22 protein-coding genes are annotated in these 26,799 nt (G+C 39.8%); 15 read left to right on the top strand and 7 right to left on the bottom strand.

Going from position 1 to position 26,799, the window contains the following annotated elements:
• Positions 1-49: 49 nt before the first annotated feature.
• Entirely contained in the window at positions 50-736 is a 687-nt protein-coding gene (locus BK009_RS02235) for an endonuclease III domain-containing protein (protein ID WP_100908898.1), read from the top strand.
• A 14-nt stretch (positions 737-750) separates the two neighbouring features.
• Here the strand turns inward: BK009_RS02235 and BK009_RS02230 are convergent, their stop codons facing one another.
• Both BK009_RS02230 and BK009_RS02225 read right to left on the bottom strand, forming a co-directional pair.
• Complete coding sequence (locus BK009_RS02230) at positions 751-5,061, bottom strand: PAS domain S-box protein (RefSeq protein WP_100908897.1); 4,311 nt, start codon at positions 5,059-5,061, stop codon at positions 751-753.
• A 2-nt stretch (positions 5,062-5,063) separates the two neighbouring features.
• Positions 5,064-5,915, bottom strand: coding sequence for a response regulator (locus BK009_RS02225; RefSeq protein ID WP_100908896.1), 852 nt, complete (start codon positions 5,913-5,915; stop codon positions 5,064-5,066).
• A 400-nt stretch (positions 5,916-6,315) separates the two neighbouring features.
• On the opposite strand from BK009_RS02225, the gene hemB reads away from it, so the two are divergent.
• From hemB to BK009_RS02185, 8 genes are all read left to right on the top strand, one after another.
• Positions 6,316-7,299, top strand: a complete 984-nt coding sequence (hemB, locus tag BK009_RS02220) for a porphobilinogen synthase (RefSeq protein WP_100908895.1) — start codon at positions 6,316-6,318, stop codon at positions 7,297-7,299.
• Between the two features lie 156 nt (positions 7,300-7,455).
• Positions 7,456-8,481: a triphosphoribosyl-dephospho-CoA synthase gene (locus BK009_RS02215; protein WP_100908894.1), complete on the top strand. Its 1,026-nt coding sequence runs from the start codon at positions 7,456-7,458 to the stop codon at positions 8,479-8,481.
• Positions 8,482-8,665: 184 nt separating this feature from the next.
• Positions 8,666-10,210: a phenylalanine--tRNA ligase subunit alpha gene (gene pheS / locus BK009_RS02210; protein ID WP_100908893.1), complete on the top strand. Its 1,545-nt coding sequence runs from the start codon at positions 8,666-8,668 to the stop codon at positions 10,208-10,210.
• A 103-nt stretch (positions 10,211-10,313) separates the two neighbouring features.
• A complete protein-coding gene (locus BK009_RS02205; protein WP_100908892.1) occupies positions 10,314-10,979 on the top strand; it encodes a molybdopterin-dependent oxidoreductase in 666 nt (221 codons plus the stop codon).
• A gap of 99 nt (positions 10,980-11,078) precedes the next feature.
• Entirely contained in the window at positions 11,079-11,309 is a 231-nt protein-coding gene (locus BK009_RS02200) for a hypothetical protein (protein WP_100907675.1), read from the top strand.
• 285 nt (positions 11,310-11,594) lie between these two features.
• The gene (locus BK009_RS02195; RefSeq protein ID WP_100908891.1) at positions 11,595-12,362 is read left to right on the top strand and encodes a metallophosphoesterase; all 768 of its coding nucleotides are present in this window, start codon (positions 11,595-11,597) and stop codon (positions 12,360-12,362) included.
• 146 nt (positions 12,363-12,508) lie between these two features.
• Complete coding sequence (locus BK009_RS02190; RefSeq protein ID WP_100909711.1) at positions 12,509-15,088, top strand: ATP-dependent helicase; 2,580 nt, start codon at positions 12,509-12,511, stop codon at positions 15,086-15,088.
• A 219-nt stretch (positions 15,089-15,307) separates the two neighbouring features.
• Positions 15,308-16,660, top strand: a complete 1,353-nt coding sequence (locus BK009_RS02185; RefSeq protein WP_100908890.1) for a glutamine synthetase family protein — start codon at positions 15,308-15,310, stop codon at positions 16,658-16,660.
• Positions 16,661-16,688: 28 nt separating this feature from the next.
• Here the strand turns inward: BK009_RS02185 and BK009_RS02180 are convergent, their stop codons facing one another.
• Positions 16,689-17,456, bottom strand: coding sequence for a hypothetical protein (locus tag BK009_RS02180; RefSeq protein ID WP_100908889.1), 768 nt, complete (start codon positions 17,454-17,456; stop codon positions 16,689-16,691).
• Between the two features lie 321 nt (positions 17,457-17,777).
• On the opposite strand from BK009_RS02180, the gene BK009_RS12605 reads away from it, so the two are divergent.
• From BK009_RS12605 to BK009_RS02155, 5 genes are all read left to right on the top strand, one after another.
• Positions 17,778-18,587 carry an SRPBCC domain-containing protein gene (locus BK009_RS12605; protein WP_236951011.1) on the top strand — a complete coding sequence of 270 codons (810 nt, stop codon included), beginning with the start codon at positions 17,778-17,780 and terminating at the stop codon, positions 18,585-18,587.
• Positions 18,580-19,077, top strand: a complete 498-nt coding sequence (locus tag BK009_RS02170) for a VOC family protein (RefSeq protein ID WP_236951010.1) — start codon at positions 18,580-18,582, stop codon at positions 19,075-19,077. Before BK009_RS12605 ends, BK009_RS02170 begins: the two co-directional genes overlap by 8 nt.
• A gap of 48 nt (positions 19,078-19,125) precedes the next feature.
• The gene (locus BK009_RS02165) at positions 19,126-19,587 is read left to right on the top strand and encodes an SRPBCC family protein (RefSeq protein WP_100908888.1); all 462 of its coding nucleotides are present in this window, start codon (positions 19,126-19,128) and stop codon (positions 19,585-19,587) included.
• A gap of 17 nt (positions 19,588-19,604) precedes the next feature.
• Complete coding sequence (locus BK009_RS02160) at positions 19,605-20,069, top strand: SRPBCC family protein (RefSeq protein WP_100909708.1); 465 nt, start codon at positions 19,605-19,607, stop codon at positions 20,067-20,069.
• Between the two features lie 242 nt (positions 20,070-20,311).
• On the top strand, positions 20,312-21,223 hold the full coding sequence (locus BK009_RS02155) for an alpha/beta fold hydrolase (RefSeq protein WP_100906530.1): 912 nt from the start codon (positions 20,312-20,314) through the stop codon (positions 21,221-21,223).
• A 172-nt stretch (positions 21,224-21,395) separates the two neighbouring features.
• Here BK009_RS02155 and hisG read toward each other — a convergent pair whose 3' ends face one another.
• The gene (gene hisG / locus BK009_RS02150) at positions 21,396-22,385 is read right to left on the bottom strand and encodes an ATP phosphoribosyltransferase (protein WP_100908887.1); all 990 of its coding nucleotides are present in this window, start codon (positions 22,383-22,385) and stop codon (positions 21,396-21,398) included.
• Positions 22,386-22,635: 250 nt separating this feature from the next.
• Positions 22,636-23,055 (bottom strand): hypothetical protein, encoded by a 420-nt coding sequence (locus BK009_RS02145; protein WP_236951009.1) that lies wholly within the window; start codon positions 23,053-23,055, stop codon positions 22,636-22,638.
• 204 nt (positions 23,056-23,259) lie between these two features.
• On the opposite strand from BK009_RS02145, the gene BK009_RS02140 reads away from it, so the two are divergent.
• On the top strand, positions 23,260-23,619 hold the full coding sequence (locus BK009_RS02140) for a hypothetical protein (protein WP_100907671.1): 360 nt from the start codon (positions 23,260-23,262) through the stop codon (positions 23,617-23,619).
• A 208-nt stretch (positions 23,620-23,827) separates the two neighbouring features.
• Here the strand turns inward: BK009_RS02140 and tes are convergent, their stop codons facing one another.
• Both tes and BK009_RS02130 read right to left on the bottom strand, forming a co-directional pair.
• Positions 23,828-25,303, bottom strand: coding sequence for a tetraether lipid synthase Tes (gene tes, locus BK009_RS02135; RefSeq protein ID WP_100908885.1), 1,476 nt, complete (start codon positions 25,301-25,303; stop codon positions 23,828-23,830).
• Positions 25,304-25,379: 76 nt separating this feature from the next.
• On the bottom strand, positions 25,380-26,798 hold the full coding sequence (locus BK009_RS02130; RefSeq protein ID WP_236951008.1) for a B12-binding domain-containing radical SAM protein: 1,419 nt from the start codon (positions 26,796-26,798) through the stop codon (positions 25,380-25,382).
• Between the last annotated feature and the right edge of the window lies 1 nt (position 26,799).

Here is a 26,799-nt window from a genome sequence, read left to right as displayed (position 1 = left end):
TAATTCAATGCGCATCTAACAAACTGGACAGTGATATAGGAGTCCCAACATGAGTGATTTGATTTTAAAAATCTATAAAGAACTTTACAAACTTTACGGGCCTCAGGGTTGGTGGCCTTTAATGGATCTGGAGTCGGAGAATTTGAATAAAACTGGAGCCACCCAGGGTTACCATCCCTTAAATTATGACCTTCCTGAAACAGAAAACCAGAAATATGAAATTATTTTAGGTGCAATATTAACCCAGAACACCACCTGGACATCAGCAGAAAAGGCTCTCTTAAACCTTAAAGAATTAAATGCCCTAAACCCTGATAAACTCCTTAACCTTGATGAAGATGTACTTAAAGAAGCAGTTCGTCCCGCTGGTTTTCTCAACCAGAAATCAAGATATCTGGTGAATATCACCCGGTTTTTTATATCCCTGGAAGGGGATACACCCACCCGAAACAATATTTTAATGGTGAAAGGAGTGGGAAATGAAACTGCTGATTCCATACTACTTTATGCATATAAACAGCCCGAATTCGTAGTGGATGCCTACACCCGGAGAATTTTCAGCCATCTGGGACTGGTGGATGAGAAGATCAGTTACCTTGATCTTAAAAAGATCTTCGAAGGCAATCTACCAACCGATGTGCCAGTATACCAGGAATACCATGCATTGATAGTTGAACATGCCAAGAGACAGTACCAGAAAAAGCCTTATACTAACATTTTACAGGGAAAAAATTAGATGTAAATATTTTACTAAATTCTTTCTTTGTATTCAAATTCTTTGAATTTTAATCTAAATTCGGTTCCATGACTCCGGTCCAGTGTGATCTCGGCGCCCAGTTGATGGGCAAGGTTGGTAACCAGTTGCAACCCCAGTGATTTCAAGTTTTCAAGGTCCATCTCTTTAGGGATACCAATCCCATCATCACTGACAATTAACTCATAGTCATTTCCTGTAATTTTAAGGGATACTTTTATCTCGCCCGTTCTTTTGTTGGGAAATGCATATCGGAGGCTGTTGGAGACTAGTTCATTAATAATAAGGCCCAATGGAATGGAGGTTTCCATACTCATGGCAAAGTCTTCCATGACTATAATGGGTTTTATCGTATCTCTTTGAACCCCATATGAGTAAAAAATTCCGTAAACCAGTTTTTCAACATATTCTTTGAAGTTTATGTGACTGAGATCAGAGGACTCGTAGAGCTTTTCATGGACCATGGCCATGGATTTAACTCGGGCCTGACTCTCCCCTAAGACCTTTTTAGTTTCATCTTCTTCCACATACTGTTTCTGCAGATTCATTAGACTGGTAACTATTTGCATGTTATTTTTAACCCGGTGATGTATTTCCCGTAGTAACAGTTCCTTTTCATTTAAATTGGCGATGATCTTTTCTTTATACCTTATTCTCTGGATGGCCAGAGCATAATAGGCGGATATTCGCTCCAAAGCCTCAAGGTCCAAGTCATTGTATCCATGGGCAGAATTTGCCAGGGCAATCTGCCCCAATAATTCACCACCACCCACTACCGGTACAGAAATAAAACTCTCTAAGGGTATGTGACCTTCGGGTATTCCCCTTGAAGAGTGATGGGTCTGTGGTGAATTGGTGTAAAATCCAGTTAAGTTGTTAAGGGAATGACCCCAAAGAGCCGGGTAAGAACCATCCTCATCACAGGGGAATCTGATCTTATCCTTCAATTTAACCGGACATTCCTCCATCATGGCGGTGTGGGTTTGAACTACCATATCCCGGTTTTCAGGATCAATAGTGGCTACGTAGCCTTTTTGGCTCCCGGTGAGCTTTTTAGACTCTTCTAGAATTGAAATAGCTATGTTTTCCATAGATGACTCTTCTGAAATCATTGGCTTATAGATCCTGGAAAGTGAATGGTTTATTTCAAGTTCCCATTTCAGGTCATCCAGATATTCCCTCTGTTGGGTGATGTCCTGTGCCGCACCATAAATACGTAACCTGCCAGGTATTGTATCTTCCACACATCGAACATGGTTTCGAAGCCAGCGTACTTCACCGTTACTGGTGATAATTCGGAAAATGTGAATATTCGTTGAACCGGCATTCAAATCTGAGAGTTGCTGTTGGGCGATGTTTTCATCTTCCGGATGTACTGTGAACATCCAGCAACGGTTTGAAATCAGTTCTTTCTCAGTGTAGCCAGTTATCTTATAAAAAGAATCAGTTATCCAATCCACCTCATATTCACCGGATTCTCCGTGCACACAGGAATAAGCAAAATCATTGATTAATTGTCCTACCATCCGGTGCCGGTGCTCAGATTCCATTAATAAATCCTCAGTCTTTTTCCGGGATGTTATATCACGTACTATGGCCTGAGTCAAATATTCATCTTCGATTTTGAGCCGGTTTAAAGTTACTTCAGCATAGAATGGTGTCCCATCATAACGGAGATGTTTCCACTGGAAATGCTGAGGATGTCCTTCCAGAGCCTTTTGTACCAGTTCAAAAGATCGATCCTTGGATCTTGCACCATCTGGTTGTAGTTCGGGTGAGAAAACATGAGGTTGTTCACCTATTATTTGATCCAATGTTACACCATACATTTTAAGGGCCTTTTGATTGCATTCAACAAAATGATCATTCTTCATTAAAAATATACCATCAGCAGCATTATCAAAAAGGGCACGATATTTATTTTCACTCACTTTAAGAGCATTTTCAGCCTCTATACGTTGGGTTATATCCACCATAAGACCGATTAAACCCGCCACATTACCATCTGCATCGTCAAAAGTGGTCTTGTTAAAAAGTACTATATGCCTTGAACCGTCAGCATATTTAACCGGAGCCTCATAAGCCTGCAAATCTCCACTTTCCATTAATTCCTCATCTTTACGATGGTATTTCTCTGCCAGATCCTTTGGAGAGATGTCATAAACTGTCTTTCCAATAATATCATCCTTTGCTAGGCCAATAAATTCCTCAAATGCCTTATTACAACCAATATAGGCATAATTCTTGTCCTTGTAGAAAAGAGGGTAGGGGATGGTGTCCACCAGGTGCTGCAGGAAATGGTACTGATTGCGTATCTGATTTTGTATTTTCGTTTTCTCGGTAATATCATGGAAATACCACATTCTACCCATGTAATTGTCTTCTGAATCATATAAAGGTGCAGAATATCTATCAAATATTTTACCATCCTTTAATTCAATTTCATCCCTACTTTTTTCAGATTCATGAGAATAAAGATATTCAACCTTCTCCTTGAATGATTGAGGATCCTTTAACTGTTTCAAAGCAAAATCGACAATCTTCTTATCATCATTGGTTGTTAACAGGTTTTTGGGTATATTCCACATTTCAACAAAACGATGATTGTAAAGAATGAATTTACTATTATTATCCACTACCAGAATTCCATCAATGGAAGATTCAAGTTGTGCCTCCAGGAGAGTGTTCTTGAACTCAATTTCCGATTCTTTCTTTTTCTGTTCAGTGATATCCAGGCTGATTCCACTCATCCTCATAGGCCTGCCCTTTCCATCATAGTATGTGGTTCCCAGGGCACTGATCCAGATTTCATCCCCATCGGGGCGGATGATTCTGTACTCATTTTCCAGGAATTCATGGTTCTCAATGGCCCGATTTATTCTGTCCATGGCTGGTTCACGGTCATCAGGGTGCATTATTTCTAACCATGTATCGAAGGATGGTTCAGCTGTCGAGGGTAGGTCAAAAAGTTCATAAAACTCAGGAGACCAGGTTAACTTCCCAGTGAGCATATCCCAATCCCAAAATCCACTCTTAGCGGCACGTTGAGCAAATGCTAACCATTCATTGGAAAATCGGAGATTCTTCTCACTTTCATGCAGTGCTCTAACCATTTTTTTCCGATCTTTTTCTGTTTCAATAAAGTCTATGGCCATGGAAATATCCATTCCCATCTCCCTTACTAATTCCACTTCTTCTTCATCCGAGAAGAACCCAACTTCTTCTGAATAAATATTAAGAATTCCAATTAAGTTATCCCTAAATTTAACCGGAATCAAAGCTAAAGATTTATAACCTCTTTTCAAAGCTTCTGGACCCCATGCGAGATTTGGTTCATTTTTTATATCTTCAATTACAACCAATTCACCAGTTTCTCCCACTATACTTGCAGGTTTATCCGAGGTTGGTTTTTCATGAATGTTTATGGATATCTTCTCAAGATAACCATCCTCGTATCCGTAATGACTTACTGGTGTGAGGTTACCGGTGTCATGGTCAATCATACCCATCCAGGCCATCTTAAATTTACCATAATCAACACAGATTTGACATATTCGTGTGAATAATTCTTCAGTATTATCAATTCTCACCACAGCCTGATTAACCTGGCTAAGTGTAGCATATAACCTGTACAATCGATTTATTCTCTCTTCTGCAGTTTTACGCCCAGTTATATCCAGAAGAGAAGCAACACTCTTTTTGGTTCCTGGAATCATACCTACTTCTAAATGAATGTATTTAAGGTTTCTTTCACGGTCAATGAACCTGAAATCATATATTTCTGGGGCACTTTGGGGATCGCTTCGGCGGACACGATGATATTCCCTCATCCTTTCCAGGTCATCCTTTAAAACAAATTCTGTCCAGCTTTTTTTACCCTCTAATTCTTCCCGCCGGTAACCACTGAGTTTTTCAAATTCAGCATTTGCCAGAGAAATGATGGTATCTTCTTCAATGATCACTGTGGCAGTTCCAGTGTGGTTAAAAATTGCCCGGTAATAAGATTCAGATTTTTCCAATGCCCTTTCCACTTTTTTATTTTGGGTGATATCACGTATGAAGGCCTCAGTACCCTTTATTTCTCCATTTTCACCATAATAATATTGGGCATTCATGGATACCCAGAATGATGTCCCATCTTTTCTTAAGGCTTCACCCTCCATATTTTCAACTTTACCCTCTGATTTAAGTTTCTCCAGTATGATCTGTCTGTCTTCCGGAGATTTGTAAAGGGAAATGGAAGATATGCCCTTCATTTCTTGAGGAGAGTCAAATCGGTACATACGCGAAGCAGAGGGGCTGGCCATTACTATACGACCTTCCTTATCCCCCGAAGATAGGCATCCTGAACATTTTCTAAAATTGTGCGGTATCTTCTTTCACTTTCTTTTAACGATTCTTCAGCAATCCTACGCTGGGAAATATCTTCAAAAATTGTGGCAAAATAACCCTTCTCTTCACTGTACGTAGTAATGGAATAAAATTTTTTAAATTGCTCGAAATACATTTCGAAAACGTTGCTTTCACCAGTTAAAGCCACTTGCCCACAAAATTCGATTAATTCAGGATTAGTATCTTTAATGTCAGGAATTAGTTCGGTAATTCGTTTTCCAATAATATCTTTTCTTTTTAGTTTGATTAATCTTTCAAAAGCTTTATTGATACGAAGGAAGACAAAATCAACTGGAAAGTTTTCATCATCAACAATTATTTGATGGTAGGCAAACCCATTTAACAGGTTATCAAATAATGAATTATATTTGGATTCACTAGCTTTAAGTTCCTTTTCAGCATTACTTTTATAAATAGCAAGTTCAATACCATATTTTAACTCTATAGCACTATATGGTTTAATTAAATATCCATAAGGACCTGTGAACATTGCTTTTTTAACCATACCTTCTTCGGAATGAGCTGTTAAGAATATAATAGGTATGTCCAGTTTTTTTATTTCCCGGGCAACTTCAATACCATTAAGATCTCCCTTCAAGACTATATCCATCAAAACTAGATCCGGCATTACTTCATATGCCTTTCTGATGGCATCTTCCCCTTTGCTGGCCACATGGGGAACTGAGTAACCAAAGGATTCTAAAGTTTTTTTAATATCCAGGGCCTCAATGGAATCATCCTCTACCACCAGAATTTTAATATCACCCATTCTTATACCCCATTTAATTATGTTAGATGTTTTATTAATAGTGTATGTCCGGGTTTTTAGGATTTTCCTATGGCCATTTACATCCAGAAAAGATTAAATTAGTATAAAACTATTTTAATGAGTTATATTTTTTTAATTTTATAAATAACCTTTAATTTAAAAAAAAATCCTGAATGTTGGTATGATGGCTAAAAATAAATATAATTAAATAAAAATTAGGATAATAGTTGATTGAATAAGGAATTTTCTGGTGAACTTACCAGATTATCAATTATTATCCCCCTATTGTTGAATTAATCAGTGGATTAAATATTTTATGAGTTATAATTTAAGTGGATAATCCAATAAGAGGGAACAATCCATAATTTATTAGTATAAATAGCTGAAATATGGTGATAACATGCATTTCCCAACCCGCCGAATGCGTAGACTAAGAAAAACCTCCCAAATAAGGAAAATCCTTCGAGAAACAACTTTAAATGCTGAAGACTTCATTTACCCCCTGTTTATAAAGGAAGATTTGGAGGAAGGTGCTGGAGAACACATCGACACCATGCCTGGCCAGTACCGTTACAGTCTGGAGGACGCGGTGGAGGAAGCAAAACGGTTGGAAAAATTAGGCCTTCAATCAGTTCTATTATTTGGGATGCCTGAAGAGAAGGATGAAATGGGCACAGCCGCCTATGCAGATGATGGCATAGTCCAGCAGACTGTCCGACGCCTGAAGTCTGAAACTGATCTGGTAGTTATCACCGATGTCTGCCTATGCCAGTACACCACCCATGGTCACTGTGGAATAGTGGAAAACGGCGAGATCATCAACGATGAAAGCCTGCGACTGTTAGCTAAAACTGCCCTCTCGCATGCTGAAGCAGGTGCGGACATAGTGGCCCCCTCTGATATGATGGATGGTCGGGTGGAAGCTATTCGTGAAATGTTAGATGATGGGGGTTTTCAGGATACGCTGATCATGTCCTACGCTGCCAAATATGCATCCAGTTTCTATGCACCTTTCCGGGATGCAGTTTGCTCAGCTCCGTCATTTGGGGATCGTAAAACCCACCAGATGAACCCGGCCAATGTGGAAGAGGCTCTCCTGGAAGTGGAGTTGGATCTTAAGGAAGGAGCAGATATTATAATGATTAAACCTGCCATGGCCTACCTGGATGTGATTCGAGCAGTTAAAGAGGAGTTCAGAATGCCCACCGCTGCTTATCAGGTTAGTGGTGAATATTCCATGCTCAGGGCAGGGATTGAAGCAGAATACCTTACCACTGAAGCTATATATGAGTCATTATTATCCATTAAACGGGCCGGTGCTGATCTAATCATCTCCCACTTTGTCCCTGACTTTTTGGAAGGAAAACTGGATGAAATCTGTTAAAAATTAAATTTTTAATGGGGATTTTCATGTTAAACTCCCTAATAATAAATCCCTTAAGAAAATTCTACCATATAATGACTCAATCATTATTAATGTCAATTTTATCGTTAGATAAAGATGTTTAAAGAATGATGCAACTTAATGAGGTGAAATTCGTTGAATCCCAGTTATGTTTCTAAATGCGCACAAATAGCCTCGGTGCTTGAGGTGAGTGGGCACCCTAAACCAGGTAACGTGCACCGTACCCATAACTTCCCGGATATGGTCTTTGAAGATTTTCTTCTAAGTGGAATAGCCATTGGCGAAACCATGGAGAAAGCTGCCAGGAAGGGGTTTAAATACAAAAACAAACCAGAAAAATGGGATAAAATAGGATTGGGAAAGATGATCCTGGAAGCAGTTCGAGAAACTGACCACTGGGTGGCCAACAACACCAATCTAGGCATTGTAATGTTACTAACCCCCATATCAGTGGTTGCCGGGATGTTCGATCTTGAAAACAGGGGGAAAATTGATATTCCCAGAACCAGAACTGAAGAGGAAACTAAAAATTGGGATGGTTTCAAAATCAGATCTGGAGGGTTAACTGAAAAGTGGGATGGTTTCAGGGAAATTATTGATGAATTAATAAGGTTAACAACTTCTGAAGATGCAGTTAACCTTTATAAGGCTATTAACATTGCCGATGCAGGGGGGATGGGTGAGCAGGATGACCTGGACGTGGCTAATGAAAGTTCCCTCCAGAAACTGCGGGATGATAATGTTAACATGTTCCGTGTGCTGGAGATGTCATCGGCCTGGGATAAATTATCCTATGAACTCACCCATAAAATGCCAGTGACATTTGAACTTGGGTATCCTGTTTTTCAACGAGTTAAATCAGAAAAGGGCATAAATGAAGCCACAGTGCAGACTTTCCTCACCATTTTATCCCGGGTTCCCGACACCCTTATCAGTCGGAAGTTCACTGATGCGAAGGCAGGGGAAGTTTCAGCCCGTGCCCAGGCTATACTAGAAGAAGGTGGAATATTAACCAGGAAGGGTACATCCATAGTGGGAAAATTCGACCAGGAACTAATTAAAGGTGGTTTAAATCCTGGGACCACTGCAGATTTCACTGCCTCATCCATCATGGTGGCTTATCTTGATGGTTACAGGGAGTATAAGGCCAAAGTTCATTAGAATAAAAATTTTAAATGAAAGATCCAATGAATATTTGATAAATGATTGCTATAATAAATCATTACAACAAAAAATGATTACAACAAAAGAAAATAATGTGGAAATAAAATAGGATTATTAATGATAATAACTAGGGATAAAAAGATTATTTGATTAAGTTAAGGATCCATCGAGGTTTCGAAAAATGCTAGATAAGATCATCAATGAAATGCACCTCTACGAGAAAAAAGTCTTAAAAGCGTTAGGGGAAGCAGGAGGCCCAGCCATACCTGAAGATGTGGCTAAAACTACTGAATTGGATATTAAACAGGTTATGAGTGCTGCTGGAGCACTGGAATCCAAGGGAATCATAGAAATAGAGCGTGACGTGGAGGAAGTGTTGAGTCTGGGCCCATCAGGGTCTGCCTATGCCCAGGAAGGATTACCAGAAAGGAAGATCTTAGAAGCTCTCCATAAAGATCACACCATCCACATGAAGGATCTGGCTCATAAATCAGGGATCGAACCTTCTGAGGTTAAAATAGCCATTGGTTGGATCATGAAAAAGGGATGGGCAGTTCTGGATAAAGGAAACGTCACCATAACTGATGATGGTGAAAAAGCCCTGGCAAAACCAGGTATTGATGAGATCCTCCTCAAAACCATTATGGATTCCACTAAAATGTTAACCCTGGGCGGTTTATCCAATTCCCTTAACGAAGGATTCCAACTTCTGAAAAAGAGGAAGGGATTAATTAATTTAAATAAAAATTCAAGTTACACCCTATTTCCTACTAAAAAGGGCCAGGAAATTTTAGATCATGGCTTCGAGATACGTGAAGAAGCCACTCAGCTCACCCATGAGCAACTTAAAACCGATTCATGGAAAAACTTACACTACCGTGGCTATGATATCCAGGCTGAACATCCCCTGATATTTCCAGGTAAGATGCATCCCCTGCAGCGGACTATTCAGGAGATTCGTCGCATATTCCTGAACCTGGGTTTCACAGAATCCAGGGGAACTGTCCTTGAATCTGCATTCTGGAACTTCGACTGCCTCTTCCAGCCCCAGGACCATGCTGCCAGGGAAATGCAGGATACTTTCTATGTTAAATCCCCACTGCACACCCAGTTACCCTCTGATGATCTGGTGGGAAGGGTAGGCCAGGCCCATGAAGATGGTGGTCAAACTGGTAGTGAAGGTTGGGGATACCAGTGGGACGTGGATGTGGCTCGCCAATCAGTGCTCAGAACCCATACCACCTGTGTTTCAGCCCGCCACCTGGCTGAAAATGAACCTCCTTTAAAGATGTTCTCGGTTGGCCGGGTATTCCGCCGGGAAACCATAACATACAAACACCTCCCTGAATTCCATCAGGTGGAAGGAATTGTGGCTGCTGAGGAAATAAACTTCAAAAACCTCCTGGGAATCCTGAAAGAATTTTACCATCAGCTGGGATTCGAGGTCCGTTTCCGTCCAGCCTACTTCCCTTACACTTACCTATCCACCGAGTGTGAGATCTACCTGCCAGAGAAGGAAAGCTGGATTGAACTGGGTGGATCTGGAATGTTCCGTCCCGAGGTACTGGAACCACTGGGAATCGAAACACCAGTAGCTGCCTTTGGACTGGGAATTGAACGACTGGCCATGATACGCCTCGGAATTAAGGATATACGTATGTTATACCAGAGCGACTTGGGATGGCTGCGTAAATTACCAGTAACCCAGACTTACAGTCAAAAATAGGAAAATTAACCGTAAACGCATAATTTGAGTTTAACCCTAAACATAAAGATAACTACTCCCTGAAATATCTTACTTTCATGATCCAAGTACTAGGAGGGAATAAATGATAAAACAGTATATTGCCATGGCAGCAATTGCTATTATCATGGTACTGGCCATTGTAATTAGTCTGGATTTATTACCATCCTCCACCATACCACTGGATTCTGTTGAAGTTACAGAATATCAGGGTCAGGAATTATCTTCGGTCAATGATTTCCGTGAAAATTCCATTAAAGGACCCCAAAAGGTGGATATTTCAAGTTATCATCTGGAAGTAACTGGTCAGGTAACTAATCCCCAGAATTACACCTACGATCAAGTTAAAAATTTCCAAAATTATCAAAAAGTGGTTAAACTAGACTGTGTTGAAGGATGGAGTGTTAATATACTCTGGCAAGGTGTACTGGTAAAAGACATCCTTAATGAGGTTAAACCATTACCCACAGCAAACACGGTGATCTTTTACGCCGTTGATGGTTATTCCACATCTTTCCCACTGGAATACATCCAGAATAATCAGATATTAATGGCATACAAGATGAACAATGCCACCCTACCCCCGGAGAGGGGATTTCCATTTCAACTGGTGGCAGAGAGTAAATGGGGGTACAAGTGGATCAAATGGATAAACAAGATAGAACTTTCTGATAATCCTAATTACCAGGGCTACTGGGAGAGCAGAGGTTATTCTCTAAGTGGAAACCTTAATGAAAGTTTCTTTAAATAATTCAAACCTTGTTCATTCAATGGAATGTTTTGGGAGAATATTTATTGTAAATAAGGCTGATGTATAAATGACATCATACTAACCATCTGAGCTGATCACATGGACAGGAAACCCGTTAAAAGAACTGTTCAACTGATTTTGTTGATTCTAATAGTCATAATTATAGTTTCAGGTCTGGGAATAAGTTATTATCAGACTATAGAAGGCATAACCGGAGGTTTGTTAAGTAAAAACCTTTCATTCCAGTTACACACCTATCTGTTTTTACCATTTCTATTTATACTCCTTATTCACATCTTTTTTTCATGGTTGTGGCCTAAAAAAAGTTAGGATAACAATAAAATATAAAACAATTAACCACCTAAACTAATATCATAAAAGAGTATGACCATAATTAAGGTAGTTTTTGATCCCTAATATTGAATTTACCAAATGATACCTAACATGATTGTATCCAATTTATTTACAAATGATATCCAATAGGTTGATTCAAGTTTTCCAATGAGATTATACCCCCATTAATCAATTTACAATTTTTAAGATATTTTTTATTAGTTTTTAACTATTTTAACAAATCAACCTTACTAAAAATATTTGCACATTTTGAGGACAAATATGGTTCAAAATAATATTTTAGGTGCTAAAATTCTGGATCTAGCCCTGGAAGTTGAAGATCACCTGATAATATCTGATCTTCACCTGGGATATGAAGAAGCCCTCAATTACCAGGGCATAATGATACCTAAATTCCAGTACCCCAAGATCATCAAAAGAATGGAAGAAATTCGCTCCAGGAGTGATTGCACCAAAATAATTATAAACGGTGACCTGAAACACGAGTTTGGTAAGATTAATCGCCAGGAGTGGGAGGAAACCCTGAAATTCATTGACTACCTTAAGGAACGCTTTCAGGACATAATACTTATCAAAGGTAACCACGACCCCCTAACACCCATAATTGCCCAGAAAACAGGATTAGAAGTATATCCCCATTATTCAACTGGTAATTTTCTGATGATTCACGGAGATAAGATACCTACAAAATGGGATGACATCACGGAAAAAACCATTATAATTGGACATGAACACCCTTCAGTGGGAATAAGAAGTGGTGAGAGGATGGAAAAAATTAAATGTTACCTGAAAGGAGATTTTCGGGATAAAAAAATCATTGTAATGCCATCTTTCAACTTCATTACCGAAGGATCCGATGTTCTCCACGAGAAACTTCTCTCCCCCTTCCTGAAAGAAGCTAATAATAATGCTATGGAGGTTTTCGGTGTTGAAAACTTTGAAACCTTCTACTTTGGCACTATAAAACATCTTTTGAATGTTCAACAGGAACCATACCCCTATGACGCCCATTTTATAGATTTTGACTAAATTCACCTAATTAAATCATCAAAAGAAAAGAACTAATTTATTCATTAAAGAAGGCATAATGGGTATTTTAAAGAAAGTGTAATTGAATAATTTGATAGAAGTCTATGAAAATTAAAGAAAGTATAAAAATCAAATTTACCGATAAGATGATAGTAAAACAGGATAAAAAATATTCTGATAAGGATATTTATAAAATTTTACATCCCTGGGCCAGGAAATGGTTCCAGGGGAAGTTTGAAACCTTTTCCGAGGCACAGCGCCAGTCCATTGTGGACATACACCAGGGGAAAAATGTGCTGGTCTCATCACCCACTGGTTCTGGTAAAACCCTCACTGCCTTCCTGTCCATTATCAGTGAACTCACCCGCCTGGCAGACCAGGAAATCCTGGAGGACAGGGTCTACTGCCTTTACATATCACCCCTGAAGGCCTTGGATAATGATATTGAGAAGAACCTGGAAGAACCCTTAACTGAGATTGAGCAAATATCAGGAAGGGAACTGGGCATCCGTAAGGCAGTGCGTACCGGGGACACCAGCCAGTATGAACGGTCTAAAATGCTCAAAAACCCCCCTCACATTTTGATTACCACCCCTGAATCTCTTTCCATCCTGCTCTGCGCACCCAAATTCCGGGAAAAGTTATCCAAAATTCGCTACGTTATAATAGACGAGATACACTCCCTGGCTGAGAACAAACGTGGAGTGCACCTCAGTCTCAGCCTGGAGAGACTGGAAAACCTCACCGGCGGTTTTGTGCGCATTGGGCTCAGTGCCACCGTACACCCTTTGGAGAGGATGGCCGAATTCCTGGTGGGTTACCATTATGGCCAGCCACGGGACTGTCTCATTGTGGATGTTAATTACTTGAAACAGTTGGACATGGAAGTTATCTGCCCGGTTAAGGATATAATAGCCACTTCACCTGATGAAACCAATAAGGCCATGTACCGTATGCTCCATGACCTTATCCAGGAGCATCAGACCACACTGATTTTCACCAACACCCGTAGTGGTACCGAGAGTGTGGTTTTCAACCTTAAAAAGAGGTATCCAAATAGTTACCATGACCAGAACATCATGGCCCACCATTCCAGTCTCTCCCGGGAACACCGCCTGGAAGCAGAGAACAAATTAAAGGAGGGAGAACTGAAGGTGGTTGTTTCCTCCACCAGCCTGGAGCTGGGAATTGATATAGGTTATATTGACCTGGTAGTGCTGGTTTCCAGTCCCAAATCTGTTTCCCGGGCTCTGCAGAGGATAGGTAGGAGTGGTCATCAGCTCCATGAGAAATCCAAGGGGCGGATGATGGTGGTGGATCGGGATGACCTGGTGGAATGTGCTCTCATCCTAAAAAACGCTTTAGAAGGTAAGATCGATGAAATACACATCCCCGAGAACTGTTTGGATGTTTTAAGCCAGCAAATCTATGGTATGGCCATTGAACAACGCTGGAACCTGGACGAAGCCCTCCAACTTATCCGGAGGAGTTATCCCTACCGTGAACTTAAAGATGAAGATTACAAAAGTGTTTTAAGTTACCTTGCAGGGGAGTACACCCGTCTGGAGGATCGTTACGTTTATGCCAAGATCTGGGTGGACTGGGATGAAAACCGTATGGGGAAACGAGGTAAACTGGCCCGTATGTTATATTCCACCAACATCGGAACCATACCCGACCGCAGCGCTGCTGTGGTGAAATGCAGTGGTGAGGTGGTGGGTCGTATTGAAGAGGACTTCATGGAAAAACTGAAAAAAGGAGACAGTTTCGTTCTGGGCGGGCGGATCTACCGTTTCAACTACGCCCGGGGAATGAGCGTTAATGTGAGTCCAGCTTCCGGCCCCCCTACCATCCCCTCCTGGTTTTCAGAACAACTCCCATTGTCCTTTGACCTGGCGCTGTCCATCCAGAAGTTCCGGGGGATTCTGGAGTGGGAGTTTAAAAAGGGCCGGAGTAAGGAGGAGATCATTGAATTCATACACGACTACCTCTACCTTGATCATAATGCTGCCAATTCAATATACCAGTACTTCCGGGAGCAGTACCTCTACGCAGTGGTTCCCAACCTTAAAACCCTCCTTGTGGAGTATTACACCGGTTTTGGTGGCCGTAAGTTCGTGGTGTTCCATTCACTCTTCGGGAGAAGGGTTAACGATGCACTCAGCCGTGCCCTGGCCTACGTTATTGCCCGGAGATACCGGCACGATGTGATGATATCCATCTCCGATAATGGATTTTACCTTTCCAGTGAAGGCAAAATCGGTGCCCTTGAGGCTTTCAAGGAGCTTACCACTGAAAACCTGGAAGAATTCCTTAAAGAGGCAATTGACCGCACTGAAACATTAGCCGGGCGTTTCCGCCACTGTGCTGGACGTTCTCTAATGATCCTCCGGCGCTATAAAGGTCAGGAAAAGTCTGTTGGCCGTCAGCAGGTGAAGGGTAAAATACTCTTAAAGTTCGTTAAGGAACTGGATCCCAACTTCCCCATACTCAAAGAAGCCCGTCGAGAGGTTACCGAAGACTTCATGGATGTTAAAAATGCACGGAAAGTTTTAGAATTGATTGAAAATGGCAAAATGGAGATCAAACAGATAAATACTAAAATTCCATCACCATTTGCCTTTAACTTAGTATCACAAGGGTATCTGGATGTTTTAAAGTATGAAGAGCGAATAGAATTCATCCGCAGAATGCATGAGGCTATAATTAAAGAGATTGATGGGTAATAATTATTAATCAAAACAATTTGATTTTTTAAATAGTTAAATTTTCTTAATTTCAATCCGGACTCATTAAATTTAACCGGACTCATTAATTTCTAACGGACTCATTTTTAATTATCCACAGATAGGACATTAGCAATTTTCATTACAGCTGCCTGAAAAATCATCACAGTTAAATAATCTGAAGTCATAATCATTAATTATAAGGCCATTGGTGACGTTATGAATAAAATAAAAGACATATCAAATTCCCAAATCCGTTTTATACGCGTATTATGGTGTGACAATGCTAATATCATCCGGGCGAAGGCAGTTTGCGTGGACTCGGTGAATGATCAGGAGGTTGCCGTGGGTATTTCCCGTGGTCAGCAGGGAGTTCCAGTGATGTACGACGGTGTTGTAGCCGGATGTGGATTGGATCCTGTGGGAGAAATAACATTGAAGGGTGATATGTCAACTTTAACACCAATACCCTATGCTCCAGGACATGCTCGGGTTATGGGTGACATGTTCATTGAAGACAAGGTTTGGGAGAACTGTCCACGTGGATTTTTGAAAAGAATGATCACCAAACTCCAGAAGGAAGGTTTAGAGGTTAAAGCAGCCTTTGAAAATGAATTTTATCTCCTAAAACAGAAATGGAAAAATAACCATAAAAACATCAGAAATGGTTTATCAGTAGAACCCTCAGATTTTACCCCTTTTTCTTCTTCATTTTCCATGGATTTAAACCACAATATCATAATGGATATAGTTGAGGCCTTAATTGTCCAGAACATAACGGTTGAACAGTACTATCCAGAGTCTGGTCCGGGCCAGCACGAAATAACCGTGGGATACACCGATGCGTTGGGGGCTGCCAGTAATCAGATCGTCTTCCGGGAGACAGTGAAGGCCATAGCCAGTAAGCACAATCTTAGGGGATCATTCCTTCCGAAGATATTCCCGGATAAGGCAGCTAATGGATGTCATCTCCACCTCAGCCTGTGGAAGGATGATAAAAACATTTTACATGACCCTGAATGTAAATATGGCCTTAGCGAAACTGGAAAACAATTCATAGCCGGGATTCTGTATCATTTGCCGGCGTTGATGGCCATCACCACCCCCATCCCCCGATCTTACCGCAGGATACGTCCCCAGATGTGGAGTGGGGCATATCAGGTATGGGGTTTGAATAACCGGGAAGCTGCCATCAGGGTGATCAGGGAGGATGATGGTAAAGTAAGGCATTTTGAACTTAAAACTGTGGATGCATCTGCCAATCCCTACCTGGCCCTGGGGGTAGTGATTGCAGCGGGACTGGATGGTATTCAGGAAAAAATGGTGCTGGAAAAACCTGTGCAACTTGATCCTGCTACCCTTTCAACCAGGGAGATGGATGAGATGGGAGTTAAACCACTCCCAGGGAATATGGGGGAAACACTGGATAATCTTGAAAAGGATGAAGTTATTTTAAATGCCATGGGGGAGAATCTTTCCAGATCATATTTAGCAGTTAAAAAAACAGAATACGAAACCCTGAAAAACTTACCATCTGCCAAAGAAGTTGAATTATTGCTTGAAAAGTATTGAAAAAGAGAATAAATTTAATAATTGAAATTTAAAAGGTGAATTGAGGTTCTTTTGATATGGATTTTATCAATTCCTGAGCAGCTTCCACTTCTACTGATTTCCCACTGACAGCCAGCCATATTGAACCTTCTGCACCGGCAACTCCCCCGGCAGCCACCATTTCTGCATGGGCACCGGTTAAACTGGCCAGGGCTTCTATTTCTGTGAAAACTTCCCCTACCACTGGTAAAAGTCGCGGTCCCTTTGCTCCCGGGGAGTTAAGGCATAGGGCGAGGTCATCCAGATCATTAGTGACTCGTTTTTCAAGACCAACCGGGAGGATTAAACGCACCCTGCGACCCACCACTGCCTGTAAAGCCGCCCCAATAGTCCCTCCCTGGGGATGACCAATATAAATGGCAGCTTTTTTATCGGAGACATCCAGGGCATTTGCCCCTTTCAGGATAACATCCCCTTCTTTAAGGTCATCTATAACATCGAATATAGTGAGGCCCTTCTTCCAGACACCATCCACCAGGACCACGTCTCCTGGAAATCCACTTTCATCCTTCAAACGTCCCGATTCACTGGTAAGACCAACTGGAGGTAGTACAATACCTCGGAAGAACCTTTTCCTGGAAAAACCTTCCAGTTGATTGACAGAGGACAGTATCTCCTCAGCCACGTATCCGTTGGTTGTCCCGGCAATGATAACCACGACCCCAGATTTAATGGCATCTTTAATGGCCGAATGATCCTTTAGTGCCCTGGCAATGAGTCTTTTACCTGCTGCCGGAGTGATCAAAAACTGTTTCATCTTTTATCCCCTTTTTAATTAAAATTTTCCCTTACAATAATACAGATATTAGAATTTTCATCATTTCTCATTTACTAATTTTTTGTATTTCTATTTAATGTTTGGACCATGCTTATATGTTCAGATGATAGGAATATTATTATTCTAAAAGTAATAAAATATACTGTATTAAGGTGAGAAAATATGATTTAGGGTGATTTAAGATTATGATATATTAGATAAGATTTCACTTCATCAATGCATTGAGAAAGGATTTAAAATAATTTTAACAATTTAAAATTTTTTTTATTCATTTATTCAGTTAAAAAGAGGTGTTAGATTATGGCGAAAGTTATACATTTTGAGATTCCTGCAGGAAAGCCAGAAAGAGCAATAAAATTCTATAAGAATGTTTTCGGATGGAAAATAAATAAATGGCAGGGTGAATTTGATTACTGGCTGGTGGAAGCTGGTGAGGAAGATGAACCAGGGATTAATGGGGCTATTAAACCAAAAGAATCTGGTTCTATGATTAGTGATGTCATAAGTGTTGATTCCTATGATGAATTTGCCCTAAAAATAGAAGCTGAGGGTGGGAAGATGTTGACAGAGAAGATGACCATCCCAGATATGGGTTACACCGGATCCTTCCAGGACACCGAGGGAAATGTTATGGCAATAATAGAAATTACCATGTTATTTATAACTCGTACCTTCCATGCACCGCTGGGGAAGGTATGGGCGGCATGGACCGACCCTGAATCTATTAAAAAGTGGTGGGGTCCAAAAGGCTACACAACACCCGTAGTTAAAAATGACTTTAGAGTGGGAGGCTCTTCCCTCTACTGCATGCGATCCCCTGAAGGCCAGGATATCTGGAGCACCGGTATTTATAAGGAGATAATTCCCATGGAGCGGATTGTGTCCACCGATAGCTTCGCTAATGAAGATGGTAATGTGGTTCCGGCTTCAGACTATGGAATAAGTGGTGACTGGCCTTTAGAGTTAAAAGTGATGGTAACCTTCCATGAAGAGGATGGTAAGACCAGAATCACCTTGCAGCACACCGGCTTCCCTGATAATGAAAATAAAACCTCAGCAGAGGCCGGTTGGAATGAATCCCTTGATAAACTCGCAGAATATCTTGTCTAAAGGAATGATTGAAATGCAAAAAATAGTACCATTCTTATGGTTTGAAGACAGTAAAGCTGAAGAGGCAGCTAAGTTCTATACATCCATCTTTAAAAATTCAAAGATAATAAATACTATGCGATACGGGAAATCCGGCCCCGGCCCGGAAGGATCAGTTATGTCTGTTAACTTCCAACTCGAAGGACAGGATTTTTATGCATTAAATGATAATCCACAATTCAAATTTACTGAAGCTTTATCGTTATTCGTGAACTGTGATACTCAGAAAGAGGTTGATGAGTTGTGGGAAAAACTCAAAGAGGGAGGAATGGAACTGGGACCCGGTTGGGTTAAGGATAAATTTGGTTTAGCCTGGCAGATCGTTCCCAGTTTTTTATTTGAATTCTTAAATGATCCAGACCCAGAGAAATCCCAGAGAGTGATGAAGTCCATGATGCAAATGAATAAACTTGACATAGATAAGTTAAAGCAGGCGTATGAGGGAAGATAGACCAATAAAAAGATAAATAAAATGTGTTTTGTACAAGGAGTGTTTAATATGGAAAAACTACATTTCTCAATCATTATAAATGCACCTAAAAAAAAGGTCTGGGAAACCATGCTCGGTAAGGATACATACGGAAAATGGGCAGACGTATTTATCCCGGAAATATATTATACGGGTGACTGGAGTAAAGGCAGTAAAATACTTTTCCTCGCACCGGATGAAACCGGGAAAATATCTGGTACAGTCAATCGAATAAAGGATTATAAACCATATGAATTTGTATCAATCGAAAATATTGGTATGGTAAAGGATGAACAAGAAGATATCACCAGTAAAGAAGCAACGGTGTATGCTGGTGCGCTTGAAAATTACACGTTAAAAGAGTTAGATGGCTCCACTGAGGTACTGGTGGAACTATTTCCAGTTATGGATATACCCGAGGATTATAAAGAAATATACCATGGCATGTGGCAGGAAGCACTGGAAAAGCTTAAAGAACTGGTTGAAAAATAAAAATGGGGGAAGATTATATGGAAACCCTGCATTATTCAATTGTTATAAATGCACCTAAAGAAAAGGTCTGGAAGGCCATGCTCAATAAGGATACTTATGAAAAATGGACTGACGTGTTTATGCCTGGTTCAAGTTACGTCGGTGATTGGGCTGAGGGAAGTAAAATACTTTTCCTTGCACCAGATGAGACCGGTAAATTGTCTGGAATGGTGAGCCGAATCAAAGAGAACCGTAAATATGAGTATATTTCCATCGAAAGTGTTGGCATAGTGTCTAACGGCGAAGAAGATACCTCAAGCCAGGAAGCTAAAGAATGGGCAGGTTCACTTGAAAATTACACATTTAAGGATTTGGATGGTAAAACTGAACTACGGGTGGATTTAAATTCAGATATGGGTGTAGATCAAGAGATGTTGGAAATGTTGGAGAAAACCTGGCCTAAAGCTCTAAATATATTAAAAAAACTGGCAGAAGAATCGTGAGTTTCCAGATATTTACTGAAGCGCCTCCAGGAGATTGACCTTTAACCCGGACACTTTACCATCTGATGAAGGCATACCCTAATCCGACCCCATTTCTTCCAACATCCAATCCAGATTTAATGGGATAATAGACCATGATATATTTTACCCTTAGATCCAATTGTTAAAATTTCAGATTACCTTAAATGTTTTCTAGATTGCCGTAAAAGTAGCAAAAATTTGTGTATTGGTGGTGTTAGTAAATGACACGTTACCGTAACGAGATGCAAGCTATAAGAAAGTATATCCGTAACCTGGATAGCAGGGTAATTGAGACAAACTGTGGATCCATCGAGTATGCTAGAACCGGGAATGGTTACCCCATACTAGCCGTGCATGGCAATGCTGGTGGCTTTGATCAGGGTTTAATGATGACTAATAAGACCATTGACCCCCAGTTCCAAGTTATATCTGTTTCACGGTTTGGTTATCTACGCTCCTCTATACCAGAGAAACCCAGTGTAGGAATGCAAGCTGATGCCTACGCTTCCCTTTTGGACTCATTGAATATGGAGAAGATTGCTGTTGTTGGTTATTCTGCTGGTTCAGCATCATCCATCCAGTTCACCCTGCGCTACCCTGAGCGCGTTTCAGCACTTATTCTTGTTTCTCCTGCGGCCCCTGGAAAGGGTCCGGTCATGTCCAAAGCCATATTCAATATCTTCTTTAAAAATGATTTTATATACTGGGCAACCATCACCTATTTCGGGTCGTGGGTTCAGGATGCCTGGATTGGTGTGCCTAAGGAATTTACACTTACACAAGAATATGAGGCTGAAGTTAGAGATCTACTGTACCACATACTGCCAGTTAGTGCAAGGGTTGATGGGAGTTTTTTTGATATCTACACTTCATCTCCTGAGATTTTTAACAGTTCTAATAACGAAAACTATCCCTTTGAAGATATTGCGATTCCAACATTGGTGATCAGTGCTCAAGATGATCCACTAGCACTCCATGAAAATGCACAGAGCCTGGTTGAAAGAATTCCCCAATCTCGTCTGTTGGCTTTGCCTGATGGCGGTCATCTGTTATTAGGCCATTATGAAAAGGTTAAATCGGAGATTACACGGTTCCTGCACAGTAATAAGGTCTCAATAGATAAGGATATGTGAAATTAAAGTGAATAAGTCTATTGATAGAGTTAAGTCTTCAAAATATAACTGAGAGGTCCTATTATATTTGATGAAAAAAAATGTATAAGAGAACTTCCAAATACTTTAAAAAATTATTTAGTTAATTTTTTTCTGAAAGTACTCTATTTTAATGGATAAATCTAATCCTGATTTACTGCACATACTGTTTAACATTTTCCCGGACAATAGCAGAGGCTCCGAAGGTTTTTATTCCTTTTAACATTTCTGGGAATTTATTTTTAGGAATCAAGACATTAACTTGGGAGAAACTGCTTCCTTTAACTGCGGTGGGTTCATCAGAACAGTATTCATTGGACATTAAGAAATCCTTTACATTGTCCAGTTTCTGGTTAGCAATATTAAATTTAACATCGAAGTATTTCCTTGCCTTTATTGCTCCGAATAATTGTTCAAATATAATCCTTGCCTTTTCTGCCTTTTCCTGTGTGCAGCTGGGACCAGCGTATAATCCTGCACTGGATTCCATAATGGTTTCCAGGATTTTGAGTCCTGCTTTCCGGAGGCTACTACCAGTTTGGGTGTTGTCCACAACCAGGTCGGCTCCTTTTGCTATGTAAACCTCGGTGGCGCCGTCGGAGTTAATTATCTGGACCATTTCATTGTCCCCATCCCACAGACCACGTACCTGAACTAAAGGTTTGCTTTCACCGAATAATTCCTGGTAACCATCGTTTTCCATGAAGAACTGACGGGTGAGGTTGGGGTACTCGGTGAAACAGAGTATGGGATTTTCCCGACCCTTATTGGCCCTGAAAAATTCAGACAGAGATTCATAAGGATCATCGCTGGGGACGGCCACGATGAGCCTGGTTTGACCGTAATCCAGATCTCCAACTTTTTTTATGAGTTGTTCTTTTAGATTCACTGATTCTTCCCGGACCCAGTCTTCTCCGATAATTGCCAGGTCAAGAATCTGTCGATTGAGTTCCACTGGTGCACTCTGGGGTCTGGTTAGAAATCCCTTAATTTCAGGGTCATTGAGGATGGTGATTTCGTTCTCTTCCTTACCGGGTTCGTATCCCCGAACCTCATAACCTGCATCAACAAATAACTGGTAAGTGTTACCCCGGTTAACATTGTTTAAACTTCCTTTAGGAAGGCCGAGTATTATTTTTTCCATTATAAATAACTCCTATTTCGCTTATAATCCTATTTAGGCCTTTTATAATCTGCTTGAACTTAGTTTATAGTTTAACTAAAACATTCTAATATAATTATTCTTCTTATACTTTTACAGGTCCCATTATTATTTAAACAGGGACAGTGCCATTTTATCTCCAGTTTAACCTTATTATTGGTTTTCATCATGGAACTTTCTGGTAAAAAATAAAGGAGATTTTAAAAAATTAGAAGTAAATGGGGGTTTTAACCTAGAACTTAAGACCATAGTTAGTAAAGTTGTAGGAATAATTGGTCAGGTTGTAGGTTGCCAGGACTTTATCGTATCCCATGGTATAAACCAGGTAAGCTCCTATTGCCCAGAATATTACTCCAATTACTATATAGGCTATTCCCCAGTATTTGGCCTTTTTTTCTCCCCGGGTTAACAGGTAGATTCCAGAGGCCAGGGTTAAGGGAATGAAAAATATTATACCAATGAATCCCAGGAGTTTGGCTACAAAGTGTGACTTGTTAGTCTCTGGTTCATGTTTTAGTTCGCTTGAGTTTACTTTTTGGCCCTTCTTCCGGTCATTTACCGGAAAGGGGTTCTTTGGATTACCACAAAACTGGCATCGGTCTGAGTTTTCTGGATATTCTACTCCACATTTTGGACATCGCAAATTAGTCACCTTATACTAAATACATATCATCCTTCATTTAATGTTATTGGGCTTACTTCCATTGAATTAATTTCAGTAAAAACCCCAAACCTCCCATGTTCATTACATCTATTATAAATCATTAAATACTACATTCAATATTATACTAAATTTGAAACTGGAGTATAACTAAGGAACTATTTAACAGAAAAAAAATAATAGGGGATCAAAAAGATGGCATCAATGTGTACAAATCCAGATTGTGGTAATGTCAGACGGGTTGAAGGAGTCTGTCCTGAGTGTGGAAGTCCTGCTAAAGATTTAGGATTCAAAGAAGGCACAGCACTGATAAAACTTAAAAAAGAAAATGAGGAACGTAAAAATGACGAACTTGCTGCCGAAGCCCAAAAAATTATAGACCAGGAAAATGCTGAAGCAGCTGGTAAAATAGGAACCATGGAAACTGGAGATGATGAACCAGGAGCGGAAGTTGTTGAAAGTTCTAAAGGGTGGAAAAGCTCTCTAAAAAATATTCTGGTTTTCATTATATTTGTGATCATATTCTACGTGGTGTTCATTTACATCTTAAATTAACACCTTTCTTTAATCCGTTCCCATGATTTTTAGGTTATGAAGGCCTCATGGTAGATGAAATGAGCCATAAAGTCATTTGAAGAATAATATGGGGATCCTCCATGCTTTTAGACAGATAAGCAAGTCATAAAGCGGGGTGAACTGGAAAGCCAATTCTTAAGGGGAATCAATGATCATGGGAGGGAAAAGGTTGATTCTCTTTGATGTTTTATTTTCCACTTGAAATAGCGAACTTTTTCTCAATTTCTTCCCTGTAGATTGTATTCATGGAACAGAAAGGTATAATCCTCCCATCTGGAACTGCATAGTGAATTACACACCTTTTAACCCTATCTTGATCGAAGTTCCATGGGTCCATGAAGTGCATGCATGCAATAAGCATTGATTTATTATGGAATTCACCAAGTGCTGCATAAGACCTCTCTTTAAATACTGAAGTCAAAATATTCTTTACATCAATCGATTTCGGTGCTTTGGATCTGTCTATTACTCTGGGAAGCTCAACTGTGGCTCTTGCTATTGTTTTTGCTTTCCCTGTTATGTTACCTTCTTTAATATCTTCAGCACTTTTTGATAGGAGATTAAAGAACCGGTCCACATCTATAAACTGGGTGACTGGAATGATTTCATCATCTTCAACAAAAACATAGGTTGCAGTGCCACAATGAGGATGGCAGGTAAATGTAACCTGTTTTTCACCTTCAATGGCTTCTATAAACTCTGAAATGGGGATAACTGATGATGCCGGGTAAAAATCTTCAACTTTTATCTGGGATTCTGTCTGTTCTTCCACTAAATTTTCAAAGTAAGGAATAGTTACTCTTTGCCCTTCTACTTCATCAGATGGAGTTCTTCCTGCAAAGGAAACTGGCTGGAAGTTGATCCCTCGTATTATATCAATATTATCAATAGCAAATTTAATTATATCCCCTATCTGACCATCATTCACTCCTTTTACAAGAGTTGGGACTAAAACAATTCCTAATTCTACTTTTCTACAGTTTTCGATTGCCTCTAATTTAGTAGGAAGCAAATTTCTACCCCTTGCTTTGATATACGGTTCCTCTGTAACTCCATCAAACTGAAGATAAACCGTGTTTAAACCAGCTTCTTTAAGCTCTTCTGCTAGTTCGGGGTTTTTTGCAAGCTTTATTCCATTTGTGGCAATCTGGGTGTGTGTAAATCCCTCCCCCTTTGCAAGTTTTACCAGTTCAACAATATCTTTCCGTACTGTGGGTTCTCCTCCAGCATATTGGATTGCAGGGGCTGGGACTGGCTCATTAGCCCTTAATGTCCGGAGCATTTTCCTTATTTCTTCATATGATGGTTCGTAAATATATTTTGCAGTGGCAGCATTTGCAAAACAAACAGGGCACTTCAAATTGCATCTATTGGTTACATCGATAAGTCCAAGGATGGTATGGCTTTCGTGTTCCCTACATAGTCCGCAATTTGAAGGGCATTCTTTATTTGAATAAGTCTGAGGATTCTCAATTCCATTGCCTTTATGATCATACTGTGATGCCTCTTTGTAAAGTTCATTGCTGCTCCAGTATGTGTTTTCAAATTTTCCATGATTTTTGCATTCTTTTCTTATTTCAACATTGTCTTCATCTTCATAAATTTCTGCATCGATTACCTGGAGACATTCAGGACAGAGACTTTTGATTTTTTTTAGGACCATGATCTCACCATTATTAGTTATAATAGGTTATAAAATTTTTAAAAAAACAATTAAGGTAATCAAATATTTTAATTTATTATTCTATACTTTCTAGTGTGTTATACCATCCTTCAGGTGTTCCTCCCCTTATTTTTGGCATTACATAGCTTCTAAACAGGGTCTTTATTAAAACTTTAAACATGTTACTGTGACTCAGAACATACTTTGGCCGGGTATAGAATTTAAGATAAGCACGGGCCAGTTTTTTTTCAACTAATTTTTTGCTTAATCCGAGTTTTTCGTAATTTATAACAGAATTAATAACTGTATATCTATCCCAATTTTCTGTATCCAGCAGCCCTTTATGTTTCAGTTCATAGTATATTGGCGTTCCTGGGAAGGGTGTTAATATGGAATACTGACAATAATCCGGATCAAGTTTTATGGAAAAATCTATGGTTTGATTCATCTCTTCAACTGTTTCTCCAGGATAACCCAGGATAAAAGAGCCTACAACATCAATACCGACATTTTTAGCGATTTTGAAGGCGTTTTCAGCTTGTTTTAGGGTGATGCCTTTTCCCATAAGATCCAAAACACGCTGCGAACCTGATTCAACACCACAGTACAATGTACTCATACCTGAATCCTTAAGAGATTCTAGTAGCCGCTTATCTACATTGTTAACACGTGAGGAAGCTATAAAACTTACATCTATGTCTCTGCATTTGATTTCATCTGCTATCATTCCTGCTCTTTTTTTATTTAACATGAATATATCGTCTAAGAATGCTACTTCCTTTAAACCATATTTGTAGGAGAGTTCTTCCAGTTCATCCACAACATTTTCAGGACTGCGTGTTCTGAATTTTTTACCCATAATAAGGGATGAAGAACAGTAATTACATGAAAAAACACACCCTCTGCTTGTAATCATCCCTCCTGCCTGGCTTGAGAGTTCATAGGACTTAAAAGGAACGAGGTGTCTTGCAGGAAAGGGTAAACTATCTAGATCCTTTATTAGGGGTCTTGATGGTGTTTTCCTGATTTTATCATCGTTTCGGTATGAAATTCCTTTAATTCCAGAAAGATTTTTTCTGGCATTGTCAGCGATGTCCACTATAGTTTCTTCCCCTTCCCCAATTACAACTGCATCCAATGTTTTCTCACTTTTTAATGTTTCATATGGCATGAAAGTGGGATGTGGACCTCCAATTACAGTTAATGTATTGGGTAAAGCTTTTTTAATGTTTTTAATATATTCTAAAGCGTTTTTTATTGTTGCTGTAGTTGCAGTAATTCCCACAACTTTAGGATCAATTTTTGAGGCTAAATTTGTAATTTTATCGAACCCAGCCTGATACAAATCATCATCAATAATTTTAACCGTTATTGAAGCGTTTTCAAGCGCAGCAGCGAGGTACATCAAATTTAAGGGAGGGATTTTAAGGCCCAATCCATTTTTAACTGCTGTATCGTCTATGGGATTTATCAACAAGACATCAATATCATTCAAT

The organism is Methanobacterium subterraneum, assembly GCF_002813695.1.
GTDB classification, from domain to species: Archaea; Methanobacteriota; Methanobacteria; order Methanobacteriales; family Methanobacteriaceae; genus Methanobacterium; species Methanobacterium subterraneum.
The sequence above is the reverse complement of the archived record's forward strand: the minus strand, read 5'-3'. Positions and strand labels throughout refer to the sequence as shown.